The sequence below is a fragment of the Chryseobacterium cupriresistens genome (assembly GCF_046614675.1).
GTDB lineage: Bacteria > Bacteroidota > Bacteroidia > Flavobacteriales > Weeksellaceae > Chryseobacterium > Chryseobacterium cupriresistens.
Genome location: NZ_JBKKJT010000002.1, coordinates 92,251 through 105,553, shown reverse-complemented (window position 1 = coordinate 105,553; position 13,303 = coordinate 92,251). Strand labels below are relative to the sequence as shown.

The 13,303-nt window shown below is 37.2% G+C and carries 15 protein-coding genes; 11 read left to right on the top strand and 4 right to left on the bottom strand.

The window, feature by feature from the left end:
• The first annotated feature begins 104 nt into the window (after positions 1 to 104).
• The 4 genes from ACLI50_RS05710 to ACLI50_RS05695 all read left to right on the top strand — a co-directional run bounded on the left by ACLI50_RS05710 (position 105) and on the right by ACLI50_RS05695 (position 4,115).
• Positions 105 to 1,640 carry a T9SS type A sorting domain-containing protein gene (locus ACLI50_RS05710; RefSeq protein ID WP_411413356.1) on the top strand — a complete coding sequence of 512 codons (1,536 nt, stop codon included), beginning with the start codon at positions 105 to 107 and terminating at the stop codon, positions 1,638 to 1,640.
• A 181-nt stretch (positions 1,641 to 1,821) separates the two neighbouring features.
• The gene (locus ACLI50_RS05705; protein WP_227943349.1) at positions 1,822 to 2,346 is read left to right on the top strand and encodes a biopolymer transporter ExbD; all 525 of its coding nucleotides are present in this window, start codon (positions 1,822 to 1,824) and stop codon (positions 2,344 to 2,346) included.
• A 108-nt stretch (positions 2,347 to 2,454) separates the two neighbouring features.
• On the top strand, positions 2,455 to 3,237 hold the full coding sequence (locus tag ACLI50_RS05700) for an alpha/beta fold hydrolase (RefSeq protein ID WP_343643373.1): 783 nt from the start codon (positions 2,455 to 2,457) through the stop codon (positions 3,235 to 3,237).
• A gap of 71 nt (positions 3,238 to 3,308) precedes the next feature.
• Entirely contained in the window at positions 3,309 to 4,115 is an 807-nt protein-coding gene (locus tag ACLI50_RS05695) for a patatin-like phospholipase family protein (RefSeq protein WP_062675737.1), read from the top strand.
• A 33-nt stretch (positions 4,116 to 4,148) separates the two neighbouring features.
• Here the strand turns inward: ACLI50_RS05695 and ACLI50_RS05690 are convergent, their stop codons facing one another.
• Positions 4,149 to 5,153, bottom strand: coding sequence for a DHH family phosphoesterase (locus ACLI50_RS05690; protein ID WP_110011456.1), 1,005 nt, complete (start codon positions 5,151 to 5,153; stop codon positions 4,149 to 4,151).
• A 236-nt stretch (positions 5,154 to 5,389) separates the two neighbouring features.
• Here ACLI50_RS05690 and rpmH point away from each other — a divergent pair, with 236 nt between their 5' ends.
• Positions 5,390 to 5,548 carry a 50S ribosomal protein L34 gene (rpmH, locus tag ACLI50_RS05685; protein WP_002976260.1) on the top strand — a complete coding sequence of 53 codons (159 nt, stop codon included), beginning with the start codon at positions 5,390 to 5,392 and terminating at the stop codon, positions 5,546 to 5,548.
• A 152-nt stretch (positions 5,549 to 5,700) separates the two neighbouring features.
• Positions 5,701 to 6,411, top strand: coding sequence for a cell division ATP-binding protein FtsE (locus tag ACLI50_RS05680; protein WP_076594903.1), 711 nt, complete (start codon positions 5,701 to 5,703; stop codon positions 6,409 to 6,411).
• Positions 6,412 to 6,449: 38 nt separating this feature from the next.
• Here the strand turns inward: ACLI50_RS05680 and ACLI50_RS05675 are convergent, their stop codons facing one another.
• The 3 genes from ACLI50_RS05675 to ACLI50_RS05665 are packed head-to-tail and all read right to left on the bottom strand — an operon-like array spanning position 6,450 to position 9,182.
• A complete protein-coding gene (locus ACLI50_RS05675; RefSeq protein ID WP_411413355.1) occupies positions 6,450 to 7,142 on the bottom strand; it encodes a tRNA1(Val) (adenine(37)-N6)-methyltransferase in 693 nt (230 codons plus the stop codon).
• Positions 7,142 to 8,596 (bottom strand): sensor histidine kinase, encoded by a 1,455-nt coding sequence (locus ACLI50_RS05670; RefSeq protein ID WP_110011458.1) that lies wholly within the window; start codon positions 8,594 to 8,596, stop codon positions 7,142 to 7,144. Before ACLI50_RS05670 ends, ACLI50_RS05675 begins: the two co-directional genes overlap by 1 nt.
• A gap of 1 nt (position 8,597) precedes the next feature.
• Positions 8,598 to 9,182 carry a riboflavin synthase gene (locus tag ACLI50_RS05665; protein WP_110011459.1) on the bottom strand — a complete coding sequence of 195 codons (585 nt, stop codon included), beginning with the start codon at positions 9,180 to 9,182 and terminating at the stop codon, positions 8,598 to 8,600.
• Between the two features lie 48 nt (positions 9,183 to 9,230).
• Between ACLI50_RS05665 and pdxA the strand changes: the two genes are divergently transcribed.
• From pdxA to accC, 5 genes are all read left to right on the top strand, one after another.
• A complete protein-coding gene (gene pdxA, locus ACLI50_RS05660) occupies positions 9,231 to 10,322 on the top strand; it encodes a 4-hydroxythreonine-4-phosphate dehydrogenase PdxA (protein ID WP_202841566.1) in 1,092 nt (363 codons plus the stop codon).
• Positions 10,323 to 10,406: 84 nt separating this feature from the next.
• Positions 10,407 to 10,937 carry a YceD family protein gene (locus ACLI50_RS05655; RefSeq protein WP_137906077.1) on the top strand — a complete coding sequence of 177 codons (531 nt, stop codon included), beginning with the start codon at positions 10,407 to 10,409 and terminating at the stop codon, positions 10,935 to 10,937.
• A gap of 67 nt (positions 10,938 to 11,004) precedes the next feature.
• The gene (gene rpmF / locus ACLI50_RS05650; RefSeq protein ID WP_002976251.1) at positions 11,005 to 11,208 is read left to right on the top strand and encodes a 50S ribosomal protein L32; all 204 of its coding nucleotides are present in this window, start codon (positions 11,005 to 11,007) and stop codon (positions 11,206 to 11,208) included.
• 127 nt (positions 11,209 to 11,335) lie between these two features.
• Positions 11,336 to 11,818, top strand: coding sequence for an acetyl-CoA carboxylase biotin carboxyl carrier protein (gene accB / locus ACLI50_RS05645; RefSeq protein WP_034692974.1), 483 nt, complete (start codon positions 11,336 to 11,338; stop codon positions 11,816 to 11,818).
• Between the two features lie 83 nt (positions 11,819 to 11,901).
• Positions 11,902 to 13,257, top strand: a complete 1,356-nt coding sequence (gene accC, locus ACLI50_RS05640; RefSeq protein ID WP_110011462.1) for an acetyl-CoA carboxylase biotin carboxylase subunit — start codon at positions 11,902 to 11,904, stop codon at positions 13,255 to 13,257.
• Positions 13,258 to 13,303: the final 46 nt, after the last annotated feature.

Below are 13,303 nucleotides of genomic sequence, written 5' to 3'. Positions count from 1 at the left end.
TTATCGTGTGAGTTTTTTTATTTCATGAATTAAATAAACAATAAAACACAAAACGTAGTCTAAAATTAATTATATTTGAATAACTATCACCAATTCAAATACATATGAAATATTTAACATCTACTTTTTTATTTCTTATCTATTCCGCATTAGCTGCCCAGTCTGCCCCTTCCATAGAATGGCAAAAAGCATTAGGAGGCACCCATGGTGAATCTGCCAATGCCGTTCAGCAAACCTCCGACGGAGGATACATTGTAGCCGGACATTCTATGTCCAATGATGGAGATGTCACCGGGAATCACGGAGGAGGAGATTACTGGATCGTAAAATTAAACCCTGCAGGAGGCATACAATGGCAAAAAACGTTAGGAGGAAGCCATGTTGATGATGCACAATCCATCCGTCAAACTACCGATGGAGGATATATTATTGCCGGATCATCCAATTCCGGTGACGGGGATATCAGCGGAAATCATGGAAATTATGATTACTGGATTGTAAAACTTGATTCCAACGGGAATATGCAATGGCAGAAATCGCTGGGTGGAAGCAGTATGGATATGGCACAATCTATTCAGCAGACTTCTGAAGGAGGATATATTGTAGCCGGATCTTCAAGTTCCAATGACGGAGATGTGAGCGGAAATCATGGAGGAGGAGACTATTGGATCGTAAAATTAGATATTAACGGAAATATACAATGGCAGAAATCGCTGGGTGGAAGCAGCAGTGAACAGGTCAATTCTGTGCAGCAAACTTTTGATGGCGGGTATATTATTGCAGGAACCACCGTGTCTACAGATGGCGATATTACTGTAAGCTACGGGAACAATGACTTTTGGGTAGTAAAACTCGATTCCGGCGGAAATATGCAATGGCAAAAAACGTTGGGCAATATTGGTGATAACATAGGATATTATGCGCAACAGACTTTTGATGGCGGTTATATTGCCGTGGGCACTTCTTTTAATTCTTCAAATCTTGAGAGCGGACTTCCCGATTATTGGGTTATAAAACTAAGCAATAACGGAACCATCGAGTGGGATAAATATTTTGGAGGAAGTTTTCATGACAACGCCATAACTATTCGCCAGACTCCCGAATGGGATTATATTGTTGCGGGTTGGACAGCTTCCAACAACGGACAGGTAACCAATCACCACGGTAATCTGGATTACTGGATCATAAAACTGGACAGCAGCGGAAATCTGAAGTGGGAGAAAACCCTGGGAGGTCCCGATTTCGATTACTTAACTGCTCTTGAACTGACCGCTGATAACGGATATATTGTTTCAGGAAGTACAGGATCCACAAGTGGAGACGTTACCGGACATCATGGTATGATCGATGCCTGGGTAGTTAAATTAAGTCCTGAACAGCTTGGCATTCCGGAAAATCAACAGAGGCATAAACCCAACCTCTACCCTAACCCTGCAAAAGACTTTTTCTATTTAGATCATCTGCCCCGGGAAAGTACTATTAGCATTACTGATATGTCCGGACGAAAACTTTTCTCTCAAAAATATAACGAAGAAAAAATTAAAATCAGTACATCTGCATTCACGGAAGGACTTTATATGGTACAGGTAAAAAACAAAGAAGAAATTATTCTTACAAAGAAAATAACAATCACCCGGTAACCCCTTGAAAATATCATAATTACCCTTTCCCTTCAGGAAAAGTATTAAAAAACAGAAATATGTAAAATTCACGCAATAATAATCAATAGATTCATGAATCTATAAAGTTTTTAATAATCAAGGCATATGTTTTGTATGAATTCTTCAAAAAAATATAGTCTAACATTTAAAAACTTTAATCATGGCAGAAGTAATTGCACAAGAAAAACAAGGCGGAAAGCAAAAGAAAAAAATGATCCGCGTGGACATGACTCCTATGGTAGATCTGGGATTCCTACTCATCACTTTCTTCATGTTCACCACCAATTTTACAAAACCGAACGTAATGGACCTGGGACTCCCTGCAAAAGATCCAAATCCCAGTTCTATTGATACTCCGGTAATTGGAGATCAAAACCAGATTACCTTTATTCTTGGAAAAGACAACCGCGTATTTTATCATCAGAGCAATCAGAAAGATCTGAATACAGGAAACCTGAAAGAAACAGATTTCAGTGGAATAAAAATTTCAAAGATCATTGCTGAAGCGTATAAAAATGCTCCGGCACCTGATAAATTCACAGTGATTGTAAAACCAACAGACGAAGCCAATTACAAGAATTTTGTAGATATGCTGGACAACCTTGCTATTTCTAAAAAGGAAAGATATGGGGTTACAGATATCAAGCCCTGGGAAACAAAGGTTTACAAGGAATTAACTCAATAAAAGACAAGGGCATTTTTTTAATGCTCTTTTTTTTAACTAAATTTGAAAGGAGAAACGGATCTGCAGATAACCTGCTGTATTATTTTTAACCTTCTAAATTTTGGAATCATGCTGAACTTTGAAAGAAAAGGAAACGGAAAAGAAACATTGGTACTTCTTCACGGATTTATGGAAAATCTATCCATCTGGAGTGATATGGAACATCACCTTTCCAAAGATTTTTCACTGCTCAAAATTGACCTTCCCGGCCATGGACAGTCTGAAATTCTGGCTGAAGTTCACACCATGGAATTGATGGCTGAAGAAGTAAAAAAAGTATTGGATGATCAGCATTTAGAAAAAATACATCTTCTGGGACATTCTATGGGAGGATATACATCTCTCGCTTTTGCAGAGAAGTATCCTGATTCTTTAAAAAGTCTTACATTATTTTTCTCTACGTATTTTCCGGATGATGAAGAGAAAAAACAGCAGCGGATCAAAAGCTACAGAATCATCAAAGATGCTTTCGCCCACTATGCAAGAGCCGGAGTTCCCAATTTATTCAATCCAAACGAAAGGGATATCCTGGAAGGAAAAATAGAAACCGCTCTTGAAACAGCCCTTTCCACCAACAATCTGGGAGCACTTGCCTGTGTAAAAGGTATGGTGGAAAGAACCGACAAAAAGCATGTGCTGGAAAACCTGGAAGCTAAAATCTTAGTACTGGCGGGTAAACATGATAATGCGGTAAAAACGGATATGATGATCAAACATCTTCCGGACAGAACGAATATCAAATCTTATATCCTGGACTGCGGACACAACGGTCATTGGGAAAAGCCAGGAATCTGCGCAGAAATCATCAATACAGAACTTCTTCACAATCTTCCTAAAAAACTGGTTTTATAAAAGAGGTTACCTGACAAATTAAGCTGTGCATAACAAAAAATCCTGTATATTAGTAGAGGATAATTTGGGTAATGGCTTTATTTTCATTCAAAAAAAAGAAACCACCGGCACCACCGGTTATCGGACTTACACTTTCAGGCGGAGGAATGCGTGGGATTGCTCATATTGCCGTACTGAAAGCTTTGGAAGAATACAATCTGAAACCACACATTATTTCAGGAACCAGCGCAGGATCCATCATTGGTGCTTTTTATTCTTTTGGAAAAACGCCGGAAGAGATGATGGAAATTGTCAAGCAAACTTCTTTTTTTTCCAGGTCATCTTTAAAATTATCCAAAAACGGAATCTTCAGTTCCAATTTTATTTTAAAACTGTTCAAAGATTATTTCCCTGAAGACAATTTCGGTATTTTAAAAATTCCGGTGTATGTAGCCGCAACGGAAATGACTCATGGCATTGTAGATTTCTTTTCTGAAGGAGAGCTTTTTGGACCATTACTGGCTTCCTCAAGCGTTCCTTTTATTCTTCCACCGGTAAGAATTGGTGAGAAAATTTATGTGGATGGCGGCGTTCTGGATAATCTTCCCATTGAGCCTATCATGGATAAATGTAATTTTCTGATTGCCTCTCATGTCAATTCCATCAGCTATGATGAGTTAAGCAAGATGAGCCTGATGAAAGAATTCGACAGAATCCTTCACTTAGCGATCGCAAAGTCGGTCTATTCTAAAGCAAAATACTGCAATATTTTTCTTGATCCGCCCAAAATGACGAAATACAGTCTTTTCAACAAAAGATATATGGATGAAATGTTTCAGCAAGTGTATGATTATACCTGCCAGGAGCTTGAAGAAAAGGGGTTTCGTAGAAGTATTTAGAAGTTAATCAGAAAAATTTACAGATTTTTGCCTCTATAAACCTTCCTCTTTTACTTTTTCTTTGAAGTTGACGATCGTTCCCGCTAAAGAATCTAAAGATTTCCCTCCGGCTGCATTAATATGCCCGCCACCATTGAAATATTTTCTTGAGAATTGGTTCACATCCACATCATCTTTACTTCTGAAAGAAATTTTAACGAAGTCTTCGTACAGATCTTCCATAAAGAATGCTGACATTTTCACTCCGGCAATACTCAAACCATAATTCACAAAACCTTCTGTATCTCCTTTCTGGAAACCAAATTCTTTCAGTTCGTTTCTTGTCAGGCTTAAAACCGCTACGGTTCCGTCATTCACCACTTCTATTCTTCCAAGAACCAAAGCAAGCAAATGCAGGCGGGAAACCGTATTGGTATCCCATGTATTGGAAGTAATCATGGCAGGGTCTGCACCGTGTTCAATAAGATTAGCAATAATCCTGTGGGTAGTAGCACTGGTAGAACGAAAACGGAAACCTCCTGTATCCGTCATGATTCCGGTATAAAGACATTCCGCCATATCCTGGTTCACCAGCTTTTCATCCTCCATTGCTTCAATGAAATGATAAATCATCTGTGAAGTGGCAGGAATGACTGTATCAGAATACACAAAATCAAATTGTTCCGGTTGTTGGTGATGATCAATAAGGATTTTCTTCCCCGGAGCTTTTACCAGCCAGTCTCCTAATAATCCTATTCTTGACGGAGAATTAAAATCCAGGCAGAAAATAACATCTGCTCCCGCAATCAAATCCGCAGCCAGTTTTCTTTTATATTCTGCAATAATAACTTTTTTAGATTCCGGCATCCATTTCAGAAATTTCGGAAAATCATTGGGTACGATAACCTCCGCATGAATTCCTTTTGCTTTCAGATAATGTTTTAATCCAAGGCTTGAACCAATAGCATCTCCATCCGGGTTATAATGGGTAAGGATCACTATTCTGCTATCCTGGGTAAGTAATGTATTGATATCTAAAAGTTCTGCTGGTGTAAACATCCGGTGTTTATTTTTCGTTAAAATTAAAGTTTTCAAAGATAGAGCTTTTATATAAATCATTTAAATATTATTTTTGTACCGGAAAAATGGTTTTGTGATGAGGGTTTGTTAATACCCTACCAAAAAACATTACATTTAATTTTAAAAAAAGATAATTAAAGTTTGTAACTTATAAAAATTTATATATCTTTGCAACCTGAAAATTAATAGATTAATTACGATTTAAACATATAGTAATGAGTAAAAGAACATTCCAGCCATCAGAAAGAAAGAGAAGAAACAAACACGGTTTCAGAGAAAGAATGTCTACGCCAAATGGAAGAAGAGTTTTGGCTGCGAGAAGAGCTAAAGGCAGAAAGAGATTAACTGTAAGTGCTGCACGCGCTAAGAGATAATTTCTAATTATCATATACAAAACATGCTTGAGAAGATCCTTTTCAGGCATTTTTTGTTGTTAAAATTTACTAAAATTTAGGCTACATCAACATCTTTTTCTATTTTTAGAAGTTGAAATATTTTTATAAGAAACAGCCTTTAAAATTAAATTATGCCACATACCAATATCTCCGGAGACAATATTATAAGTTTGCAGCACGCGAAGATTGCGCAAAAAAATTTCACTGTTCTTTCTGATGTAAATCTTAACATTAAAAAAGGTAGATTCTGCTACCTTATCGGAAAAACAGGTTCCGGAAAAAGCTCCCTTTTGAAAACGCTTTACGGACACATTCCATTGGCATCAGGACATGGGGCTGTTGTAGGATTTGATCTGGCAAAACTAAAGCCGTCTGATATCCCTAATTTAAGAAGAAAACTGGGAATTGTATTCCAGGATTTCCAGCTGCTTTCAGACAGAACGGTTGAGAAAAACCTGAAGTTCGTTCTTGAAGCAACAGGATGGAATGATAAAGTAAAAATGGAAGACCGTATCAACGAGGTGTTGGGAAGCGTGAACATGAAAAGCAAGAAGCACAAAATGCCTCACGAACTTTCCGGAGGGGAACAGCAGCGTATTGCCATCGCAAGAGCCCTTCTGAATCACCCGGATCTTATCTTAGCCGATGAGCCAACAGGAAACCTTGACCCTGAGACTTCCAACGAAATTATGACGCTATTAAAGCAGGTTGCCCTTGAAAATGGAGCTGCTGTAGTAATGGCAACACATGATTACCACATGATTCAGAACTTCCCTGGTGAAGCCATCAGATGTGAAGACGGAAAAGTTTCTGTATTGGATACTTCAGAATTATTCGAATAAGAATAAAAAAATAAGAAGGTCAGAAATAACTAACTTCTCTATTTAAAAACATGAAACTCTTTGGTGAGTTCAAGATATTGGTCCGAGTATTGTCTCGGACTTTTTTCTATAATAAAATCAGACTCGTTAACTTCTTTTACTTGTGATGAAAACTCCAGAATCAATCTTTTTGCCTTTGCATTTTCAATTCCTCTAATATTCACTTTTCTGTTCAGATGCAGTTTATTTTCCTTACCGATTGAAATAAAAACTTCCCCTGCTTCCACAGGTATGATTACAGAAAACATCCCTTTTTCTGACAATAATTCTGCCGCCTTACTGATCAACTGCATGAAGTTCAATTCTACGGTCTGACGAGCAATTTTATCTTTTTCAGATCCTGATTCTTCAAAATACGGAGGATTGGATACAATAAGATCAAAACGATCTTCCGTTTCAAAAGTTTTAAAGTCCTGATGACTGTTTTTCAACCTGGCATGAAAAGGAGAATTTTCAAAATTGAGCTGGGTAAGCTTGGCAGCATCATCATTAATATCCAGCCCTAAAAATTCCGCCTGTAGATTTCTTTGTGCCAGCATAAGAGAAATTAGTCCTGTGCCTGTTCCTACTTCCAAAATACTGGAAGCATTTTCAACATCCGCCAAAGCACCAAGCAGAACACCGTCTGTTCCTACACGGAAGACATCTTTAGACTGCTGAATTTGAAATTGTTTAAATGTAAATGGCTTCACTATAAATTGGTAGGCAGTGTAATAATGAATGTAGATCCCTTCCCTACTTCTGATTTCACGGAGATCTCACCTTTATAATCTTCGATCATTTTTCTCACCATGGATAAACCAAGCCCCATCCCACTGCTTTTAGATGTAAAGTTTGGCTCAAAGATTCTTTCGTACATATTTTCAGGAATCCCGACTCCGTTATCCTGAACAGAGATAATGACTCTTCTCTGGTGCTGTTCGACATCTACATTGATGATCAGTTTTCTCTTATCACTTTCTGCCTGCTTTGCGTTGGTAACAAGGTTTGTGATAATTCTGGAAAGATAAATCCTGTCCATATTGATCATAATATTCGCCTTGTTGGCATGCATGAAAATACTGTCATCGTTGAATACACGGAGAATATCTTCAACTTCGGTATTCAGATTGATCACTTCATTATTCTTTTCAGGAAGTTTCGCAAATTCTGAGAATGCTGAAGCTACGGTAGCAATCAGATCAATCTGATCAACAATAGTTTTACTCATTTGCTTTACTCTTTCTCTGATATTCGGGTCTTCAGGATCAAATTTTCTTTCAAAATTCTGAATCGTCAGCTTCATTGGCGTCAGCGGATTTTTCACCTCATGAGCCACCTGCTTGGCCATCTCTCTCCATGCTTCTTCGGATGCTTTGAATCTAAGTCTTTCTTTCTGGTCCTGAATCTGTAGAATCATTCTGTTATAAGCTCTTGCCAAAGCATTAAGCTCATCATTCTTATAATATCTGATAGGGCGCATTTCGTTTTCAAACAAGGTAATACGGGTAATCATATCAGAGAATTTCGTAATGGTTTTGGCAAGACTATTAGACGTAACCCAGCTAATCCATATACTAAAAAGGATAAGAAATATATCTACTAAAAGAATATACTTTACATACTGATGAAGAACTTCAAGATAAGCAGATTCATTGTGGTATAAAGGAATATAAACAATTCCGATAGGCTCAAGTTCATTGTTTTTCAGCAAAAGATAGGAAGAGGTAAGCTTTGCATCCTTAGCCGCATCATAATTCACCATGTCTACTCTTGCGTCAGTAGACAGGATCTTATTGATGATTTCTATAGGAATTGTTTTCTGCTCAATTAATCCTTCATCTTTGTTGGAAAGCAAATAGTTTCCTTTCAGATCATAAATAAAAATATCATGCTGGTTGATATCCGCTATTTCAAAGATTTTATTCCCCAAAACCTCCGGAAGATCTTTTGTTTCAATAAGTTTCTGGCTTACCGCATAGTCCAGATATCGCATTACAGCATTGGTTTTATCCTGCATATCGATATTACTCTGCTGTAAAGAATGATTTCTCAATACAAAGTAAGGAACAAGTGATGTAGCAACCACACTTAAAAAACATACCAGCAGGAAACCAAAAAACACACGATTCCTTAAGCTATATCCTTTATACTTATTTATTGACATTCTACTTTTTAATTAACCTAGCAATATACTTACCAATGATATCAAATTCCAGGTTTACTTTGTCACCAATTTTCAAATGTTTCATATTCGTAAACTCCCAGGTATAAGGAATAATAGCTACGGAAAACTGATTATCTTCACTTTTAGCAACAGTAAGACTGATTCCGTTTACAGTAATGGATCCCTGAGGTACCGTTACAAAACTTCCGTCATTATCATACTTCATGGTAATAAAATAACTTCCGTCTTTATTTTCGATACTCACCACTTCACCGGTTTTATCAACATGTCCCTGAACAATATGACCATCGAGTCTTCCATCCATTTTCATACAGCGTTCAAGGTTGACAACGGTTCCCAATTCCCATTTTCCAAGGTTGGTTTTTTCCAATGTTTCATTGATTGCCGTCACCACATAATGATTGTCTTTTATTTCAACAACTGTAAGACAACAGCCGTTGTGCGCAAGGCTTTGATCAATTTTAAGTTCATTTGTAAAAGGGCAAGTCAGGGTAAAATCTATATTGCTTCCTTTTTCTTCAATCTTCTCAATAACACCAACTGCTTCAATAATTCCTGTGAACATATTATTTTTTGCTAAATTTGTAAATTATAATCTTCAAAGATAATCAAAATGAGCCCAAAAAACCATAAAGTACGAGTAGGAATTTCAATCGGTGATTTCAACGGCATCGGCCCGGAGATCATTATGAAGTCTCTGAAAGACAAAACTATTACAGATTTTTTCACACCTGTAATTTTTGGGTCGGGAAAATTATTCACTTATCAGAAAAATATTTTTAAGCTGAATATTAATTTCAACTATGTTAATGAACCTTCGCAGGCACAGGCAGGGAAACTCAATATGGTGAACCTTACCAAAGAAAACGTGAATGTAGAACTGGGAGTTCCTACCGAAGAATCTACAAAGATGGCAATTGATTCTCTGGAAGCAGCTACTGAAGCTTTAATGAAAGGAGACATTGACGTTCTGGTAACCGCTCCGATCAACAAGGATGAAATGGTAAAGATGGGTTTCAAACATGCAGGACACACAGGATATTTTGAAGAGAAATTCAATAAAAAAGGACTAATGTTCCTTGTTACCGAAGATCTTAAAGTGGCTGTTTCAACTCATCATATCCCTATTGCAAAGGTGGCTGAAAATATTTCCAAGGAAAAAATAAAGAAACAGATCCGAGTTTTAAACCAGACGCTGATAGAAGATTTCTGTATTCAAAAGCCTAAAATTGCAGTGCTGGGATTAAATCCTCACGCAGGAGATGGCGGTGTTATCGGAAATGAAGAAATCGAGATCATCAGCCCAGCTATTAAAGAACTTTCTGACAACGGAATACTGGCATTCGGACCTTTTCCTGCAGACAGTTTCTTCCAGCCGGGCAAATACAAAAATTTCGATGCTGTTTTAGCGATGTATCACGACCAGGGGCTGGCTCCTTTTAAAACATTAGCGTATGAAGAAGGAGTAAATTATACGGCAGGACTTCCTTTCATCAGAACATCTCCGGATCATGGAGTTGCTTATGATATTGCAGGAAAAAATATGGCTGACGAACAAAGTTTTACAGAAGCGATCTTCACTGCTATTAAGGTTTTCAAAAACAGAAGTGAATACAGCGAACTGATGAGCAACCGCCTGCAGCCTAGAAAAATGGCTGTAGACAACGGAATAGATGAAGATCTGCCGGAGGAAACTGAAGCATAAATCTTTAAAACAAATTTTAAATTAATTTGTTTCAGATTTTATTTGTTATTATAAAAAAAATGCATATTTTTGCACACTCATTTTATGGACAAGTTAAGAAACTATGACGTAAGCTTTTCCGGACTTAAAAACGGAAAACACGAGTTCAAGTTTGAGATAGATAAAACGTTCTTTCAATTATTTGACACTGAGCAGGAATTTACAAATCCTAGAATAGAAGTGAATGTATCGCTTGATAAACACACTACTTTTCTAGAATTTGAGATTAAAATTAATGGATTAGTTGAATTGGTTTGTGATATCACCAATGAAAATTTTGACTATCCTATTGAGAATGAAATCAAAATTTTGGTGAATTTCGGGGAAGAATATGATGACAGCAATGAAGATGTGATTACCATTCCTACCGGAGAGCATGCTTTCAATGTAGCACATTTGATTTATGAAAATGTAATGCTTTCTATCCCGATGAAAAAGATTTCACCGAATGTAAGTGATGAAGATCTTAAAATTCTTGACCAGTTCAGTCCTAAAGATATTGAGGTAACTGAAGAAGAAGAACATGAAAGTGACCCAAGATGGGATGCTTTAAGAAAATTAAAAGACAATAATTAAATAGAATAATTTAAATATGATGAGATGATGAATCTCATCGCTCATCAATTAAAAAAGTTATTAGAAAATGGCACATCCAAAGAGAAGACAGTCGTCTACAAGAAGAGATAAGAGAAGAACTCACTACAAAGCTGTAGTTCCTCAATTAGCTAAAGATGCAACAACAGGAGAGCTTCACCTATACCACAGAGCTCACTGGCATGAAGGAAAATTATACTACAGAGGTAAAGTAGTATTGGAAAAAGAAGTAGCGGCTACTGAAGAAAACTAAGAGTCGCTTTTCGCTGAAAAAGCCTCATTTTAATACAAAAACCGCCCAATTTTGATAAAATTTGGCGGTTTTTTGTTGTTTTTTACGTTTTTTTGGTATCTTTGGCATCAAATCAAATATCAAATTTATGGACATTAAAGACATACAAAATCTTATCAAGTTTGTATCTAAGGCTGAAGTATCAGAAGTGAAGTACAAAACTAAAGATTTCGAAATCACTATTAAAACTCCATTAGCTGGAAGCGATGCTGTTTATGCACAACCTGCAGTATACCACACTGCTCCACAAGCGGTAGCTGCTCCGGCACCTGTTGCAACTCCGGCCGCTCCTGTTGCTGAAAAAGCTGAAGCTGCATCTGATGACAGCAAATATGTAACAATCAAATCTCCAATGATTGGTACTTTCTATAGAAAACCATCTCCTGATAAAGATGTATTTGTAAATGTAGGGGACGAAGTTTCTGTTGGTAAAGTAGTTTGTGTTATTGAAGCAATGAAGCTATTCAACCAGATTGAATCTGAAATCAGCGGAAAAATTGTTAAAATTTTAGTTGACGACGCTACGCCAGTAGAGTACGACCAACCTTTATTCTTAGTAGATCCATCTTAATTAAATATTGATTAATGATGATTGATAATTGATTATAAAATCAATTTCAAATTTCAAATTTTCAAATTTCAAATCGTATTAAGATGTTCAAAAAAATATTAATAGCCAATCGTGGCGAAATTGCAATGCGTATTTTACGTACTTGTAAAGAAATGGGGATCAAAACCGTTGCAGTATACTCTACTGCTGACAAAGACAGTCTTCACGTAAGATTTGCTGATGAAGCAGTATGTATTGGCCCTGCAATGAGTAAAGACTCTTATCTTAAAATCCCTAATATTATTGCTGCAGCGGAAATTACCAATGCTGATGCTATTCACCCAGGGTACGGATTTTTATCTGAAAATGCTAACTTCTCAAGAATCTGCCAGAAGAACGGTATCAAATTTATTGGTGCTTCTCCTGAACAGATTGAAAAAATGGGAGATAAAGCAAACGCTAAGGCTACTATGAAAGCAGCAGGTGTACCTTGTGTACCAGGTTCTGACGGATTGATCGAATCTTATGAACACGCTGTAAAGATAGCTGAAGAAACAGGATATCCGGTAATGATCAAAGCTACCGCAGGTGGTGGTGGAAAAGGAATGAGAGCTGTTTGGAAAGCTGAAGACCTTAAAGATCACTGGGAATCTGCTATTCAGGAAGCTGTAGCTGCCTTTGGAAATGGAGGTATGTATATGGAAAAACTGATTGAAGAGCCAAGACACATCGAAATTCAGGTTGCTGGTGACCAATTCGGAAAAGCGTGCCATCTTTCTGAAAGAGACTGTTCTGTACAGAGAAGAAATCAGAAATTAACTGAAGAAACGCCTTCTCCTTTCATGACAGATGAACTTCGTGAGAAAATGGGAGAAGCTGCCGTAAAAGCTGCCGAATTCATTGGATATGAAGGGGTAGGAACTATCGAATTCCTTGTAGACAAACACAGAAATTTCTATTTCATGGAAATGAATACAAGAATCCAGGTAGAGCACCCTATCACTGAGCAGGTAATTGATTATGACCTGATCAGAGAACAAATTCTTCTTGCTGCTGGAACTCCTATTTCAGGAATTAACTATTATCCTAAATTACATTCAATCGAATGTAGAATCAACGCAGAAGACCCTTACGCAGACTTCAGACCGTCTCCGGGGAAAATCACAGGATTAAATATCCCTGGAGGACACGGAATCAGAGTAGACACTCACGTGTATTCCGGATATACAATTCCTTCCAACTATGATTCAATGATTGCTAAGCTTATTACTACGGCTCAGACCCGTGAGGAAGCCATTGCAAAAATGAGACGGGCTCTTGAAGAATTCTATATTGAAGGAGTAAAAACAACGATTCCTTTCCACAGACAGCTGATGGATAATGAAGATTATCTTTCAGGGAACTATACTACAAAATTCATGGAAGATTTTGTAATGGATAGAAAATACGATAATCACTAAAAAGAATTATCATTCATATAAAAAGAAGGCGTCCGAAAAGGCGCCT